Annotated in this window: 11 protein-coding genes; 1 reads left to right on the forward strand and 10 read right to left on the reverse strand. The window is 35.2% G+C overall.

Features of this window, described 5'->3' with window-relative positions; all coding sequences use genetic code 11:
• Window positions 1-25 precede the first annotated feature (25 nt).
• The 9 genes from ABWO08_RS08305 to dnaN all read right to left on the reverse strand — a co-directional run bounded on the left by ABWO08_RS08305 (window position 26) and on the right by dnaN (window position 13,998).
• Window positions 26-697, reverse strand: coding sequence for a copper homeostasis protein CutC (locus tag ABWO08_RS08305; RefSeq protein ID WP_353085086.1), 672 nt, complete (start codon window positions 695-697; stop codon window positions 26-28).
• A 2-nt stretch (window positions 698-699) separates the two neighbouring features.
• Window positions 700-1,686 (reverse strand): isoaspartyl peptidase/L-asparaginase family protein, encoded by a 987-nt coding sequence (locus tag ABWO08_RS08310; RefSeq protein WP_353085087.1) that lies wholly within the window; start codon window positions 1,684-1,686, stop codon window positions 700-702.
• Window positions 1,686-3,950 carry a glycoside hydrolase family 20 protein gene (locus ABWO08_RS08315; protein WP_353085089.1) on the reverse strand — a complete coding sequence of 755 codons (2,265 nt, stop codon included), beginning with the start codon at window positions 3,948-3,950 and terminating at the stop codon, window positions 1,686-1,688. The genes ABWO08_RS08310 and ABWO08_RS08315 overlap by 1 nt, the downstream gene beginning before the upstream one ends.
• 86 nt (window positions 3,951-4,036) lie before the next feature.
• The gene (locus tag ABWO08_RS08320; protein ID WP_353085091.1) at window positions 4,037-6,835 is read right to left on the reverse strand and encodes a gluzincin family metallopeptidase; all 2,799 of its coding nucleotides are present in this window, start codon (window positions 6,833-6,835) and stop codon (window positions 4,037-4,039) included.
• On the reverse strand, window positions 6,835-7,719 hold the full coding sequence (locus ABWO08_RS08325; RefSeq protein ID WP_353085092.1) for a hypothetical protein: 885 nt from the start codon (window positions 7,717-7,719) through the stop codon (window positions 6,835-6,837). The genes ABWO08_RS08320 and ABWO08_RS08325 overlap by 1 nt, the downstream gene beginning before the upstream one ends.
• The gene (locus ABWO08_RS08330; RefSeq protein WP_353085093.1) at window positions 7,719-9,152 is read right to left on the reverse strand and encodes an MBOAT family O-acyltransferase; all 1,434 of its coding nucleotides are present in this window, start codon (window positions 9,150-9,152) and stop codon (window positions 7,719-7,721) included. The genes ABWO08_RS08325 and ABWO08_RS08330 overlap by 1 nt, the downstream gene beginning before the upstream one ends.
• Window positions 9,153-9,155: 3 nt before the next feature.
• Window positions 9,156-9,881, reverse strand: a complete 726-nt coding sequence (locus ABWO08_RS08335; RefSeq protein WP_353085095.1) for an LOG family protein — start codon at window positions 9,879-9,881, stop codon at window positions 9,156-9,158.
• 22 nt (window positions 9,882-9,903) lie between these two features.
• Window positions 9,904-12,735 carry an excinuclease ABC subunit UvrA gene (gene uvrA / locus ABWO08_RS08340; protein ID WP_353085097.1) on the reverse strand — a complete coding sequence of 944 codons (2,832 nt, stop codon included), beginning with the start codon at window positions 12,733-12,735 and terminating at the stop codon, window positions 9,904-9,906.
• A 144-nt stretch (window positions 12,736-12,879) separates the two neighbouring features.
• On the reverse strand, window positions 12,880-13,998 hold the full coding sequence (gene dnaN, locus ABWO08_RS08345) for a DNA polymerase III subunit beta (RefSeq protein WP_353085099.1): 1,119 nt from the start codon (window positions 13,996-13,998) through the stop codon (window positions 12,880-12,882).
• A 272-nt stretch (window positions 13,999-14,270) separates the two neighbouring features.
• Here dnaN and ABWO08_RS08350 point away from each other — a divergent pair, with 272 nt between their 5' ends.
• The gene (locus tag ABWO08_RS08350) at window positions 14,271-16,247 is read left to right on the forward strand and encodes an alpha-ketoacid dehydrogenase subunit alpha/beta (protein ID WP_353085101.1); all 1,977 of its coding nucleotides are present in this window, start codon (window positions 14,271-14,273) and stop codon (window positions 16,245-16,247) included.
• A gap of 185 nt (window positions 16,248-16,432) precedes the next feature.
• Here the strand turns inward: ABWO08_RS08350 and prfB are convergent.
• Window positions 16,433-17,528 (reverse strand): peptide chain release factor 2 gene (prfB, locus tag ABWO08_RS08355; protein ID WP_353085103.1). Its coding sequence is split into 2 segments (ribosomal slippage): window positions 16,433-17,464 and window positions 17,466-17,528, totalling 1,095 coding nucleotides; the frame shifts between segments, so codons are not numbered across the junction.
• Window positions 17,529-17,566 lie beyond the last annotated feature (38 nt).

Genomic DNA, 17,566 nt, shown 5'->3' on the forward strand with positions numbered 1-17,566 from the left:
TAGAATTATGAAAATAAACCACTTTTTACGCATCGGCAATTACAGCTTTAAGTGCATTAATTTCTGCAAGATTTGCAATTTCTGTTGCATCAGTTATACCTGAAGTATGAAAATAGGTAGCTTTAGTTATTTCTTTAATTTTTAATGCATTGGAAGAACGTAATCCTCCACCCGGCATAATCTGAATTTGATTTCCAAATCGTAGTACTGCTTCTTGAACGGCTGCAGATCCTGAGTCAATTTTTGATGCATTACCAGAGGTTAAAATAGTTTTGAAACCAATTTCAATACACGTTTTTATGGCTTGAAAATAATCGTTTGTATGATCAATGGCCCGATGAAAACTGCACGGCAGCGGACTAGCCAAAGCAACAAGTTCGGAGTTTCTTGTAACGTCAATAGTTTTATCTTGAGTTAGGATTCCGAAAACAAATCCGTTAATTCCGGTATTTTTTAATTCTAATATAGAATGTTTCATGGCTTCAAATTCTGTTTCCGAATAATTGAAATCACCACCTCGAGGACGAATCATAATCAGTAATTCCTTTGAGAATACTGCTCTAGCTTTTATTGTAGCTTCTTTGCTGGGCGTAGTACCTCCTTCGTTTAATTCGTCGCAAAACTCCACACGATCTGCTTTGCTTTGCGCAGTAACGGCTACCGATTCTAAATTAAAACAAGCGACTTCTAATTTCATAATTACTTCAAATAAAAGGGTGCATCAATTAATTTATTTCCTGTGGCATCGTAAACGGCATAATTAAAACCGCCTTGAATGCAATACGAACCGTATTCTCCAGCTTTATTCAAGGCAATAAATCCAACTTGAATGTCAGCTAGATTTTTGTTTCGCGATTTGGTTAATTTTATAATTCTTTGCACCGCTTCTTCGCAGGCTTGCTGTGGAGTTTTTCCTTGACGCATCAATTCGACTACCAAATGCGCGCCTGCAATCCGAATTACTTCTTCTCCATGTCCGGTAGCAGTGGCTGCTCCAATTTCATTATCGACATACAAACCCGCACCAATAATTGGGGAATCACCCACACGACCGTGCATTTTAAAAGCCATTCCACTAGTGGTACACGCCCCAGATAAATTTCCGTTGGCATCCATAGCAATCATTCCAATGGTATCGTGATTTTCTATGTTGGCTTTAGGCGAATATTCTGATTTTTTAAGCCATTCTTTCCATTCCTTTTCAGAATCTTCAACCAACAAATTCTCTTTTTTAAATCCTTGTGCCAAAGCAAATTCCAAAGCACCATCTCCAACCAACATCACATGCGGTGTTTTTTCCATAACTGCACGTGCCACCGAAATAGGGTGTTTAATAAATTCCAAGCAAGCTACTGAACCTATATTTGAAAACTCATCCATTATACAAGCATCCAATGTCACCCGCCCGTCTCGATCGGGACGGCCACCATAACCTACACTTCGTTCTGTAGGGTCACCTTCCGGGATTTTTACTCCGGCTTCGACGGCATCTAAAGCGCGCCCTTTTTGTTTCAAAACCTCCCACGCTGCGGCATTGGCCTCAATCCCGAAATTCCAGGTAGACAACACAATAGGTTTGTTTATTTTGGTTGGAATGGTATTTTTTGTTTCTGCTTTTACTCCAGTAAATGCCAATCCCGCTCCAGCAATAGCCGCTGTTTTTATAAAATCTCTTCTTGTTTTCATTAGTCTACTTTTATTTCATCAATAAATAACCAAGCCGGTTCACCAGCACCCGGATTTCCATTTTCTATTTTACCTTGATTGAAGGCATTTACTTTTATATAACGAACGGAAGTAGCTGGTAGTGCTACTTTTACAATACCTCTTGAAGCTTCAATTTCATCTGTAGAAACTATCTTTTCTGAAGTATAATCAATTCCGTTTTCAGAATAAGCTACCGTTATTTGTTTGGGATAATAAATCCAGCTTGCAGGACTTGATAAGACATCAATGGTAATGGTGTGAACGGTTTTCACCGAACCCAAATCGATTGTTGCTTTTACATCTTTACCCGAAAAACCAAGCCAATCTCTACCAAATTTCCCACGATCGCCATACATTCCGTCAACTAAACTAAAGACGCCATTTGCTTTATAGGAATTACTTGGTGCTTCATCTAAAGTTACTGTTGCTCCAGTAGCTAAATGCATTTCAAATTTTTGTTCCAATACCGCGCTCTTTTGAACTCCTGCTTCGAAACTTGCCGCCTTCAATAAAGTGTTTTTTTGAATGGTTATGGGTTTTGTATATAGTAAAGAATTATTAGTTGGTTGCGTTCCATCTAAAGTGTAATAAATTGAAGATGTTGCATTTGCAGCGATTAATTCCACTTGAAGTAAGTGATTTTCTGTAGCCGATATTTTTGCTTTTACTTCAAATAAAGCCTTGCTGTAATTCACTTTCATTTTATCCAAAAGTGAAAAATGGTGCAACAAGCGCCCTTTAAAATCAGTATAATTTGAAGAGGCATCTTTTCCCCAAAGCACTTCTGCTAATGCAGCCATTCTTGGTATTGCCATGTATTCTACTTTGGCAAAATCTTCCATATATTCGGTCCAAACATTTCCTTGGGCACCAAGAATGTAATCGCTTTCTTCAGTATTTAATTCAACAGGTATCGGATTAAAATCATAAACGGTTTCTAACGGAGTGTAACCGCCAATTGCCAATGGTTCGGTTTTTTGTTCGCCTTGATAATGATCAAAATAACAATGTGACCCCGGACTCATAACCACATAATGTTTGGCTTTGGCTGCGGCAATTCCGCCTTCAGTTCCGCGCCAACTCATAACTGCTGCATTAGGTGCTAAGCCACCTTCTAGGATTTCATCCCAACCGATGATTTTCTTTCCCTTCGAGTTGATGTGTTTTTCAATTTGAGATATAAAATAACTTTGCAATTCGTGTTCGTCTTTTAAGCCTTCTCTTTTAATTAAAGCTTGGCATTTTGAGCAGTTTTGCCATCTGGTTTTAGGACATTCATCGCCTCCAATGTGAATGTAATCCGATGGAAATAAAGGTAAAACTTCGTCTAACACTTCTTTTAAAAAATGCAATGTGTTTTCATTTGGACAAAATACATCATCTAAAACACCCCATTTTGTAGCCACTTCAAATGGACCACCCGTGCAAGAATACTCGGGATAAGCTGCTAATGCTGCTGTGGCATGCCCTGGCATTTCAATTTCGGGAACTACAGTAATGTGTTTTTGCTTTGCGTAAGCCACAATTTCTTTTACGTCTTCTTGTGTGTAAATACCGCCATAAGGCTTTCCATCAAAGCGTTGTTCGTTGTAATGCCCCACCATTGATTCTTTTCTATACGCCCCAACGGATGTTAGTTTTGGGAATTTTTTAATTTCAATACGCCACCCTTGGTCATCGGTTAAATGCCAATGAAAAACATTCATTTTATACAAAGCCAAATAATCAATATATTTCTTAATATCCGATTTTGAGAAAAAATGACGGGCAACATCCAAATGCATCCCACGCCACTTGAATTTCGGCTTATCAATAATTTTTAGAGCTGGAATTTGTTTATCGGAATAATAATCTAATAATTGATTTAAGGTTTGAATTCCATAAAAAAGGCCCTCTGAATTCGCTGCTTCAATTTGAATTTTTTTTGAATTCACAACGATTTTATATTCCTCAGTATTTGTTTTTAAGTTTGGATTCAAAGTCAATTCAATGCTGTTTTTTGATTTTGGTGCAACCGAATTTATAGCTAACTCAAAGCCCAATTGACCTTGAATAATTTCTTTGAGATATTGAATTTCCAAATTTCCTTTTGGAGCAACTAAAACTGTTTGATTAGTTAGAGAAAATGAAGGAGCTTTTTCTAAAAGAAGGAAGTTGGGTTTCGGAATTAGCGGAACAGTTGATTGTGCGCTCAGAACACAATTTAATAGGAATAAAAAAAGTAAGGTTATTTTTTTTAACATGGATTCAAATTTGAAAATATAGGAATATCAAATATAGTAAACTAATTTATATTCTTTGTTCAAATTCTAAAATGCATTTGGTTTTACTAAAACCATTTTCGAGTAAATAAACCAACAAGAACTTGAGGTGAAAATGTCATCATAAATCGAATCTTTTCGGCATATTTTGTTTGGGTAATTTCAAATCCATTCGAAGATTGTACTGGAAAATACAGTTCAAAATAGTCGGTAAGCAAATTCAATCGAATTCCACTATCATATCTAAATTGCGCTTTTTGATTTTTGTTTTTTAGCACTCCTAAATCGCCATACACTTCAATCCAATTCCAGATATTAAAACTACCATTTAAAGTTGTCATCCATGAATCTGCAAGTGGTTGCGCTAATTTTGACTTGAAACCGCCTTCCGCTTGAATGTACTCCTGACTGAATAGTCCGGAGCTTTCTGATCTACCTAAATAATTGTAATCAAAGAGGTAATCGGTTGGGCGATCTAAGGCGAAACTAAAGTAATTGGAATTGGTTTTATTATACATGAAAACTCCAGCAAAGAGGCGTAAATTAACTTGGCGGTTGCCTTTAAATAATTTTCTATAGCTAATACTCGTTGAAGCTTTTCCAAAATAAGAGGCCAATTGTAAATCGGTGGTATATGAAAAATAATCAGTTATCTCATTTTTAACATCCGCGTATCGAAGATTAAAAACAGAATAATTTCCTTCAATATCGTTTGTTACAAATTTGCTTTCTTCTCGGTTTACATATATTTGTCTGATAACTAGGTTGCTAAAATGATTGTTTCGTAAATCATCTTCCCTAAATTTAATCAATACAAAAGGATTTAACTTGTTGTAATAGGCATCAGGTGCATAATGGTAATTTTCCCCACTCAGCCCGTAGCGAATAAAATAACGCTTACTTTCTCGATTATATTGATTTGCAAACAATGAAAATCTACCCGTCAAAGAGCTAGTTTTTGTTGAATAGGAAGGGGTGATGTCAAAATTGAAAGGTTTGTCTAACATGGTTTTATTATGGAAACGAATTCCAGGAATAAAACCGTCGTAAAAGTTATATTCTAAAATGGGCACATACAATATTTGATTGAATTTGGGATCTTCCAAATCCTTCATTAAATTAAACTTAACGGGCTTGTTGAGCAAGCTGCCGTCCTTTAGGGATTTCCAATTGTTTCTTTGGTTAAATTCGGGCACTGTGCCATTGTAATTGATTACAATTTTATCTGCATCCCATCTTTTAAAGGTGTAAATACTGTCTTCTTTTACATTTGAAATCCATTCTTTAAAAACAATTTGCTTGTTTTTTATTCCGAAAACAGAAATAGGGACTTGGGCCCCCGTTTTATTTTTTAATTGAAATGAAACACTATCGGCTGTTTTATTTACCAATGAAAATTTATAATCGATTAATTTCCTAGTGCTAATTATTGTATTAAAAAACCATTCTGTTTCTTTTGTGGTATTCGAACTAATTATCGATTTTAATTGGTTGGTATCTGAATAGTTATTCATCGAATACGTTAGGAATTCGGAGATTGATTTATTCAAATTTTCTTTTCCAATGTAATCAGCTAAATAGTTAAAACTTAAACCAGCACGGTATTTAGAAGCTATTTTTTCGTTAAACTTTATTAAATTGTTTTTTGGTTCACCCAAGGCTTGATCTAAATTTTTTCGGGCCATAAGCAAATAGAAATAATTGTATTGCCCATTAAAATCTAATGAAACTAAATTATATCCTTGCAAAATTTTGAATTTATAAATACTGCCCACCATTTTCGTTTTGGGATAATTCTCCTCTACATATTTCATCATATAATAGATTTGAATCGCATCGTAAATCCAATTATCCTTTCTTGGATCCAGTTGTAAAGTAGTTTTTAAATAGTTATTTAAATACGTTTTTAAAAACTTCATTTCGTAGACATAATCCGCTGTAAACGGATTGATAAAAGAGGGCAATTGATTCAATCCATAAAATGGGTTTTGCTCATAATCTGCTTGAGAAACGGTGATTTTTGATTTTGGATATTTACCTAAATTTTGTTCCGTAAACGAAATAATTTTATTTATTAATCCAATTTTGTTTTCTTCACTAATCTTGCTTTCAAGGTTGGTCGTAATTTCCAAGTTATTATTCGTAAAACTCAAAAAATCATTCTTTTTTTGAATAAGTAAATTAACCGTCAATTGATTGGTTCCAATGAAATGGTAGCTCGAATCCTCTTTTTCATACAAAGGTAAATCGGAAATTACTGCATATCCTAGTGGATCTGTAATTTTTAAATCTACATCAGAAAGCGCATTGGGTGCGTCATCCAAATTCAGATTGCTGTATGTTATAAAGTTAGAGTTCTCGAAACGAGTAGGGGTCAAGTACCAATTTTTCAGATTAAGATTTCCATTCGCATTATAGCCATAACCAGTAAATTGATCGGATGGAAGTTTAAGGTTATAGCTTAAAATAAGCTTTACTTTTTGATCGGGCTCTAATTTATTAGTCAATTCGACTTTTACAAGATCCGGAAAGTCGGTTGGGCGAATCCAATTTAGTTCAGTTTTGGATTCATCTGTTATGGAATTAATTTTTGTGTTTCCGAGTTCTTTATCGGAAGCAAAATGAAAACTCCTTAAAAACTCATCAGAAAATCGTTTTCCAAGTGGGGTCGTATTGTCTGAATAAGCATTGTTCCAATCGTTTAATACAATAGAACTTAAAGTATCTTTCGACTGATTAAAGTAGGTTAACTCTTGATTTATTGTAAGTGAATTTTTCTCGTGATTAACTTCAACTACTAATTTTGATTGGTGTTGGGCATTTGCAACAAATGCAAAAAGAATTAGTATGTAGTTGAATAATTTCACTATTTTTTTGGTTTGAAGAGCGCATTAAATACCACTTTGGTATATTCTGTTGCGCCATCTTTATTTAAATGTCCACAGGTAGAAAAATACTTATCGTCGGTTACTGCATTTTCAAATCTAAGGATTTCTGGATAGACTTTCTGAATGTGATTGAAATAATCCCGATTTATAGTTTCCATACACATCGGTGTAGTCAATGCAATTAATCGAATGTTGTTTTTCTTGCAAATGGCTTTTATGGCTTCATATCCTTTATTTCTTTTTGGATAATATTTAGATAAATCAGCCGGAACCATTGGTCTTTGGTCTTTTAATAAGGGATGAAAACCTTCGTTTTCTAACACATTAGTTTTTTTGTGAATTGCAGAAAAGAACATTTCTCGAAACCCAATGCGCGCATCATAATGCATGTACCGGTAAAACGGAATGTATAGCAATTGGTTGTATTCTGGAATAGTTCGATAATAATCTCTCACGATTTTTGAAGTATGCAAGTAAGGCATAAACAAAGAACGAATTGCTTCCGAATGGTCGTTGGTATTGATGTTTAAATCAACTTGCAAGATCAAACAATCGATTTTGTAATTTCGTTCTACCATCATTTGCAGCATCAAGACGGATTCTTCAAGTCTTGAGCGAGTGATGCCAAAATTGAAGGTTTTATAACCTATTTCGTTGAAAATTTTAGGAACAAAATGATTGTTTACTCGAGAAGAGCCTAGGAAAACTACATCGTAATTTTTGTCTTTGGAATTAAACAAATAATCAATTTTACTTCTAGAATTCGATTGAATGTAAACAGCCGTATACAAAACATCCAGTAACACTAAAGTTACTAGAAGTAAGGCTAACCCTTTTGCCAAAAAAAGTAAAAACTGTTTCATTAAAATTGAAAATAAATGAATTCTTTATAATCTGAAAAGATGCCAAGCGATACAATGGCTGCCAAACACAAACTTAATTTCAACCAACTCCATTTACCCGAAATAGGTTCTAATTTATGGCGGTTATTCCATTCGATTATAACAAAAATAAGAACTAACGCTAACAACTCATTGCTGTAGCGCTCAATTCGGAAATATTCGGTAGAGAATTTTTGATTCTCAAACATTCTTTTGATGTACAAAAAAGCATCAGTAATGGTTTTGGATCTAAAAAAGATCCATGCAATACAGGTTAAGGCAAATGTAGTTAGGATGTTTAAAAGTGTTCGAACGGAATCAAAGTTGAAACCTAAAGTAAAATCGGCTACATTTTTTCGATTTTGATTTAATAGCAATAACGGTAAAAAGTATAATGCGTTTATCAATCCCCAAGCAACATAGGTGAAATTGGCTCCGTGCCAAAATCCGCTAACGAGAAAAATAATAAAGGTATTACGAACTTGAAACAGTTTGTTTCCTTTACTTCCGCCTAATGGAATGTACAAATAATCACGAAACCAAGAAGAAAGTGAAATGTGCCATTTGCGCCAAAACTCGGCGATATCTCTTGAAAAATAGGGATAATTGAAGTTGCGTAATAAGTCGATTCCAAATAATTTGGAGGTCCCTAAAGCTATATCGGAATACCCTGAAAAATCGCCATAAATTTGGAAGGCAAAATAAATGGCTCCCAAAATTAATGACCACGAATTCATGGAATTGTAATGGTTGAAAATTTCATTGGCATAAATTGCACACGAATCGGCAATAACCACTTTTTTCACCAAGCCCCATACAATTTGGTAAATTCCTTCTTTGGCTTTATTAAATTCAAACTTCCGATTTACTTTTAATTGCGGTAATAAATGCGTTGCACGCTCAATGGGTCCGGCAACCAACAACGGAAAATAACTTACAAATAACGAATAATCTACAAAGTTTTTTTCGGCTTTAATTCGTTTGTAATATATGTCAATGATGTAAGATAAACCGTGAAAGGTATAAAAGGAAATACCAACAGGAAGTATCAGTTTTAATAAAATCGGACTTGCCGTAAATCCAAATGAATGGACTAATTCGGCAAAAGAAGAGGCAAAGAAATTGTAATATTTAAATACGCCAAGAAATCCTAAATTGATGGATATGCAAAGCCAAAGCCACATTTTCCGTTCGAATGGTGTTTGACTATTTTCGATTTTCATTCCGGAAACATAATCCAATAAAGTAGAGAAAACCAATAAAAACAAGAACCTCCAATCCCAACACGAATAGAAATAATAGCTCGCTAAAATCAGTATGTAATTTTGATTTATTTTCGATTTAGCGCCAATAACCCAATACAAAATAAATACTATTGGAAGAAAAATAGCGAAATGTAATGAGTTGAAAAACATAAATTAGAAGTTCGGACTTAAATTGTATTTTTTGTAGAAATTGTCAAGTGCTTCAACTACTTCTTCTGCAGAATCAACGACTTTAATTAAATTTAAATCCTCTGGATTGGCATTTTTTTGTTTGTCGATTAGTACATTTTTTATCCAATCCAACAACCCCGACCAAAATTCGGTACCAACCAAAATAATAGGGAATTTTCCAATCTTTTTAGTTTGAATAAGCGTGATTGCTTCGAACAATTCGTCTAAAGTTCCAAAGCCTCCTGGCATTACTACAAAACCTTGGGAGTATTTTACAAACATTACTTTTCTCACGAAAAAGTAATCGAAGTTTAAGTTTTTATCTTTATCAATGTACGGATTGAAATGTTGCTCAAATGGCAATTCAATGTTTAATCCAACCGATGTTCCTTCTCCACGATGCGCTCCTTTGTTTCCGGCTTCCATAATTCCGGGACCTCCACCAGTAATCACTCCGTAACCAGCTTTACTGATTTTATAGGCGATTTCTTCGGCTAATTGGTAGTACTTTTCTTCCGGTTTGGTTCTTGCTGATCCAAAAATGGTAACACAAGGTCCAATTCGAGACATAGTTTCGTAGCCATTTACAAACTCCGACATGATTTTAAAAATCGCCCAAGAATCGTTGCTTCGAATTTCATTCCAAGTTTTTTGCTTGAATTTATCATGTATTCTGTGGTCCTCGTTTTCGTAATTGCTCTTGCTCATAATTTCAGGTTTTATCTTTCTGCTAATTTAATTCTTTTTTCAAAAATTGCGCAGTGTAACTCTTTTTGTTTTTAACTATTTCTTCTGGTGTGCCACTACAAAGTAACTCGCCACCACCTTTTCCTCCTTCAAGTCCAATGTCGATAATATAATCGGCTAGCTTAATTACATCCAAATTATGTTCAATGATTAGTACCGTATTTCCTTTGTCTACCAATTTGGTAATGACTTCCATTAATACTCTAATGTCTTCAAAGTGCAAGCCCGTTGTAGGCTCATCCATAATGTAAAAAGTATTTCCGGTATCTTTTTTAGATAATTCTGCTGCCAATTTAATTCGCTGGGCTTCACCACCTGATAGGGTAGTACTTTGCTGCCCTAAAGTAATGTAGCCCAAGCCCACATCTTGAATGGTTTTTAGTTTTCTGTGAATCTTCGGAATCATTTCAAAGAAATCTACCGCCTCATCAATCGTCATATTTAACACATCAGAAATGGACTTCCCTTTATATCTTATTTCTAATGTTTCTCTGTTAAAACGCTTGCCTTGGCAGGTTTCACATTCTACATATACATCAGGTAAGAAGCTCATTTCAATAGTTCGCACTCCCGATCCTTCACACGTTTCACACCTTCCGCCGCTTACATTAAAGCTGAATCGTCCCGCTTTGTAGCCGCGAATCATGGCCTCTGGAGTCATAGTAAACAAACTTCGAATCTCCGAGAATACTTCAGTGTATGTTGCCGGATTGGAACGAGGTGTTCTCCCAATCGGACTTTGATCGATGTCAATTACTTTATCAATGTGTTCTAATCCATCAATCTTTTTATAAGGTTGTGGTTTTTTTACGCCATTAAAAATGTGTGCATTTAAAATAGGGTAGAGCGTTTCGTTAATTAAAGTAGATTTACCACTTCCGGAAACTCCAGTCACACAAATTAATTTGCCAAGCGGAAATTCCACTGAAACATTTTTTAGGTTATTACCTGAGGCGCCATGAAGTTTGATGAACTTTCCGTTACCGCTTCTTCGTTTTTTTGGAATCTCAATTTGAAGTTCACCGTTTAAATATTGAGCCGTAAGCGTGTGTTCTTTTAATAATTCGGCAGGGGTACCTTTGCTGATGATATTGCCACCAAATTTTCCTGCTTTGGGTCCGATGTCAATTACATAATCTGCACATTCAATCATGTCTTTGTCGTGTTCCACAACTAATACCGAATTGCCAATATCTCTAAGGTTTTTCAAGGAATTAATTAAGCGCTCGTTGTCTCTTTGGTGCAAACCAATACTCGGTTCATCCAATATATAAAGCACGCCAACAAGTTGCGATCCAATTTGAGTTGCCAATCGAATGCGTTGTGCTTCACCTCCCGATAAGGATTTTGAACTTCTGTTTAAGGACAAATAATTTAATCCCACATCAAGTAAAAACTGAATGCGATCGTTGATTTCCTTTAAGATTTCTAGCGCAATTGTTTTTTGTTTATCTGATAATTTTTCAGGTAACGCTTGAAACCACGGAGCCAATTCGGAAATATCCATAGCAGAAAGTGATGCGATATTCAAATCGTTTATTTTAAAGAAAAGCGATTCTTTCTTTAAACGCGAACCATGACATTCCGGGCAAGCCATTTCATCCATATATTCTTTGGCCCAACGTTTTATAGAACTCGAGTTGCTTTCGTCAAATTGGTTTTTTATGAATTTTGAAATACCTTCAAAATCAATTTTGTATTCTTTGGTAACTCCAGCCGTTTTAGAAACCACCGAAAATTTTTCATTTCCGCCATTCAAAATCATTTCAATCGCTTCTTCCGAAAGGGTTTCAATGGGATCGGTTAATTTAAATTTGTATTTTTCACCGATGATTTCCAGTTGTTTGAACATCCAAGAACTTTTGAATTCGCCAAGTGGAGCTAATGCTCCTTTTTGAATTGATAATTTCGGATTTGGAATTATTTTTTTGCGGTTGATTTCATTTACAATTCCCAATCCATTACAATGTTCACACGCCCCTTTTGGAGAATTAAATGAAAATAAATTGGGTTCCGGATTTTGATAGGAAATTCCGGTTGTTGGACACATTAAAGTTCGGCTGAAAAAACGCACTTCATTACTTTCGTGCTCCATAACCATCATAACATCTTCTCCGTGATACATGGCCGTTTTTATACTTTCAGACAATCGTTTTTGAGTGTCTGCAGTAGCTTCCACTTGCATTCGATCAATTACAATTTCAATATCGTGGGTTTTATAACGATCCAATTTCATTCCGGGAGTAATGTCCACTATTTTGCCATTAACCCTAACTTTTACAAATCCTTGTTTGGCTATTTGTTGAAACAATTCGGCGTAATGTCCTTTACGAGCTCTAATTATTGGAGCAAGAACATTAATTCGTTTTCCGTTAAATGTTTCCGTGATTAAATTCTGAATTTGCTCATCCGAATAGGAAACCATCTTTTCTCCGGTATTGTAACTGTAGGCCTCTCCAGCACGAGCATATAATAACCGCAGAAAATCATATACCTCAGTTATGGTTCCAACAGTAGAGCGAGGCGATTTACTTGTTGTTTTTTGTTCAATAGCAATTACAGGAGATAGTCCGTCAATTTTATCTACATCAGGACGCTCCAATCCACCTAGAAATTGTCGCGCATAAGCTGAAAATGTTTCAATGTAACGACGTTGCCCTTCGGCATAAATTGTATCAAAAGCTAGCGATGATTTTCCAGATCCCGAAAGTCCAGTTATAACAACTAGTTTCTCTCTCGGAATTAAAATATCGATATTCTTTAAATTGTGCACTCGAGCACCAATTACTTCAATATTATTTTCGTTTTCTAGCATAGGTTTTGTAAAAACGCAAAAGTACAATTTTAGGAATGAAATTCAGTTAGTCAGTTTAGAAGAATTTGTTAAATCTCCTTCCAAAAATTAAGCCGACTTAAATTAATTAAGCCGGCTCTCTGATGGTTTTTAGGTTGGTTTGTTTTAGTTGTTAAGCATTACCGGCATTACAAGCATGGTAACGGTTTCCCCTTCGTCTAATCCGTCAACTGGAGTTAAAATTCCAGCACGATTTGGCATAGACATTTCCAATTGAATTTCATCCGATTGTAAGTTCGATAGCATTTCCAATAAGAAACGCGAGTTGAAACCAATTTGCATGTCATCACCTTGGTAATCACAAGTCAATCTTTCTTCTGCTTTGTTTGAGTAATCAATATCTTCAGCAGAAATATTTAATTCAGCTCCTGCAATTTTTAAACGAATTTGGTGTGTTGTTTTATTTGAGAAAATAGCCACACGACGAACCGAACTAAAAAATTGATTTCTGTCAATTAATAATTTGTTTGGATTTTCTTTTGGAATTACTGCTTCGTAGTTTGGATATTTTCCATCAATTAATCTACAAATCAACAAGTAGTTTTCAAAAGAGAAAGTCGCATTGGCATCGTTATAATCAATTTTAACCTCAGCATCAGAAGTACTTAAAATACTTTTTAAGATGTTAAGCGGTTTCTTTGGCATAATGAAATCAGCCACTTGAGAAGCTTTTACATCAGTGCGAGTATATTTAACTAATTTATGCGCATCAGTAGCTACAAAGATTAATCCTTCTGGAGAAAATTGGAAGAATACTCCCGACATAACGGGACGTAAATCATCATTTCCTGCAGCAAAAATAGTTTTGCTAATAGCAGTTGCCAACACTTCTGCTGGAACCATTGTAGAAGATGGATCCTCTAATTGTACCGATTTAGGGAATTCTTCTCCTGGAGCATACGCAATAGCATATTTACCCGAATTGGAGCTGATTTCGATTGTGCTGTTTTCTTCAACTGTAAAAGTTAAAGGTTGCTCTGGAAACGTTTTTAGTATATCTAAAAGTAATTTTGCAGGAACTGCAACACTTCCGTTATCAGTAGATTCGATTTCTAAAGTAGCAGACATTGTTGTTTCAAGGTCAGATGCCGAAACAGTTAAAGTCTTTTTATTTAATTCAAATAAAAAGTTGTCTAAAATAGGCAAGGTGTTGCTGCTATTAATAACGCTACCTAAAACTTGTAATTGTTTTAATAAATACGAGCTGGATACAATAAACTTCATCTTATATTATTTTTTACAAATATATCTTAAAGAAATAGATTGTGAAAAGAAATTTATTAACATTTATTCCAATATTGTTAGGATTTATTTGTTGGGTTTAAACCAAATGTTTTTCCTTCTGCTGCAATTGATGAATTAAGAGTTATTTGAATATTCAATTGGTTTTCTTTCAATTAATTGAGGTTTCTTTTGATGAAATTCAAGAATTCCATAATAAATAGTTTTAAGCGTTGGTTATTTTTTTATATTTTTGATTCGCTAAAATTACACCAATGAATTTTGATAGAAAAGACTTCTCAAACGAAGAGTTACTTGATTTATATTCTAGAATATTAAAACCTAGATTGATTGAAGAAAAGATGCTGATACTTTTGCGTCAAGGCAAAGTGTCGAAATGGTTTTCTGGAATTGGACAAGAGGCAATTTCTGTTGGAATTACTGCGGCTTTAGATTCGGATGAGTATATTTTGCCAATGCACCGAAATTTGGGTGTTTTTACGGGAAGAGCTATTCCGTTACATCGTTTGTTCTCACAATGGCAAGGAAAGAAAAACGGATTTACCAAAGGGCGTGATCGCAGCTTTCATTTTGGAACACAAGAATATAAAATTATCGGTATGATCTCCCATTTAGGACCTCAACTTGGAGTGGCTGATGGGATTGCTTTAGCAAATAAATTAAAAAGAAACGGAAAGGTAACCGCTGTTTTTACCGGTGAAGGCGCTACCAGTGAAGGTGATTTTCATGAGGCGTTAAACATTGCTTCGGTTTGGGATTTGCCCGTTTTGTTTGTGATTGAAAATAATGGATACGGATTGTCTACGCCAACCAACGAACAATACCGTTGCGAGAATTTGGCTGATAAAGGAATTGGTTACGGAATGGAAAGCCATATTCTAGATGGAAACAATATTTTAGAAGTATATGCTAAGATTAGTGAATTAAAAGCTTCATTAGCTGAAAATCCGCGACCTGTATTATTGGAGTTTAAAACTTTTAGAATGCGTGGGCATGAAGAAGCCAGCGGAACCAAATACGTACCGCAAGAATTAATGGACGCTTGGGCTGTAAAAGATCCGGTGGCGAATTATAGAAATTATTTGGTTGCTTCTGGTGTACTTTCGGAAGAAATGGATGCAGAAATCACGGCAAAAATAAAAGCTGAAATTGATGAAAATTGGGCTATTACCCAAAGCCAACCGGATATTGAAGCAGATTTAAGTGAAGAATTAAATGATGTGTATCAAGAATATGATTTTGAAGACATTAAATCAAATAATGAAGTAGAAAATATTCGTGTTGTTGATGCAATTTCACAAGCTTTAAAACAATCAATGGAGCGTCATGATAATTTGGTTATTATGGGGCAAGATATAGCCGAATATGGCGGGGCATTTAAAATAACCGAAGGCTTTGTCGAGCAATTTGGAAAAGAGCGTGTTCGTAATACGCCAATTTGTGAAAGCGCAGTAGTTTCTGCCGCTATGGGATTGTCTATAAACGGGCACAAAGCCATAGTTGAAATGCAGTTTGCCGATTTTGTTTCCACAGGATTTAATCCTATTGTAAATTTATTAGCTAAACAACATTACCGTTGGAATGAAAAAGCAGATGTTGTGGTTCGTATGCCTTGTGGTGGAGGTACTCAAGCAGGTCCTTTTCATTCGCAAACCAATGAAGCATGGTTTACTAAAACTCCCGGATTAAAAGTGGTTTATCCTGCGTTTCCCTATGATGTAAAAGGCTTGTTGAATACGGCAATTAACGACCCAAATCCGGTGTTGTTTTTTGAGCACAAGCAATTGTATCGTTCGGTATATCAAGATGTGCCAAAAGATTATTATACTATTCCTTTTGGTAAAGCCGCACTAATTAAAGAAGGGGAGTCGGTTACTATCGTTTCTTATGGAGCAGGAGTACATTGGGCGTTAGAAGTATTAAATTCAAATCCGGATATTAAAGCAGATCTTATTGATTTGAGAACACTTCAGCCTTTGGATGTGGATGCCATTTACGCTTCGGTTAAGAAAACAGGTAAGTGCATCATTTTACAAGAAGATACTTTGTTTGGTGGAATTGCAAGTGATATTTCAGCTTTAGTAATGGAAAATTGTTTTGAATACTTGGATGCTCCTGTTCTCAGGGTGGGAAGTATTGAAAGTCCGATTCCATTTGTAAAACCATTAGAGGATCAATACCTGCCAAAAGCCCGATTTGAAAAAGAATTAAAACAGCTTATTGCTTATTAATTGTCTGATAAGTAAAGTGTTATAAAATACAAAAGCCAACCTGGAGCAGTTGGCTATTGAGGTGAGGTGTAACTTCCTTTCGGAATCCTCGATGCAAATATACTTTGAATTTATGAATTACTAATAAGTATTTTTAAATAATTTAAAAATTAGTCGAAGTCCTGTATAGCTTATTAATTATTTATTTAATCTTCTTTCTGTCCCATCATCATCAAATAGGATTTTAAAAACGGATCGATATTGCCGTTCATTACGCCATCAACATCACTAGTTTCATAGCCTGAACGCACATCTTTTACTAGTTTGTAGGGTTGCATAACGTAATTTCTTATTTGTGAACCCCATTCAATTTTCATTTTTCCAGCTTCAATATCGGCGCGTTGTTCTAATTGCTTTTTCAATTCAATTTCATACAATTGAGAGCGAAGCATTTGCATTGCGCGTTGTCTATTATCTTGCTGGGATCGTGTTTCCGAACACTGAATTTGAATTCCAGTTGGTTTGTGAAACAATTGCACTTTGGTTTCTACCTTGTTCACATTTTGTCCACCAGCACCACTAGATCTTGAGGTAATGATTTCAATATCTGCAGGATTAATATCTATTTCAATAGTATCGTCAACTAACGGATATACATAAATTGAAGCAAATGAGGTATGTCGTTTGGCATTACTATCAAAAGGAGAAATTCGAACCAAACGATGCACGCCATTTTCACCTTTCAAATAACCAAAAGCAAAATCACCTTCAATTTCAAGTGTAACGGTTTTAATTCCGGCAACTTCACCTTCTTGAAAGTTAAGTTCTTTGATTTTGTAGTTTTGTTTTTCTGCCCACATCATGTACATACGCATCAACATTGAAGCCCAGTCGCAACTTTCGGTTCCACCAGCTCCTGCAGTTATTTGCAATACGGCACTCATGCTGTCTCCTTCGGCAGAGAGCATGTTTCTAAATTCTAAATCTTCAATGAAATTATTAGTGATATCGAATTGGGTATCTAGCTCTTCTTCTGTTACATCACCTTCCTTATAAAATTCAAAAGTAATTTGAAGTTCTTCAGAAAGCGCATTACCTTTTTCAAAATCTTCAACCCATTTCTTTTTGGATCGAAGGTTTTTGATTAATGCTTCAGCCTCCTTTGCGTTGTTCCAAAAATTGGGTGCAAAAGTCTTTTCTTCTTCGTTCGATATTTCTATAAGTTTGGCATCAATGTCAAAGATACCTCCTCAACGCACCAAGGCGCTCCACAATACCTTTTATTTGTTCGGTATTTGTCATAAATTGTGTAGTTTTGTAATTGCAAATATAAGGCATCA

Source organism: Flavobacterium sp. (assembly GCF_040383245.1).
Classification (GTDB): Bacteria; Bacteroidota; Bacteroidia; order Flavobacteriales; family Flavobacteriaceae; genus Flavobacterium.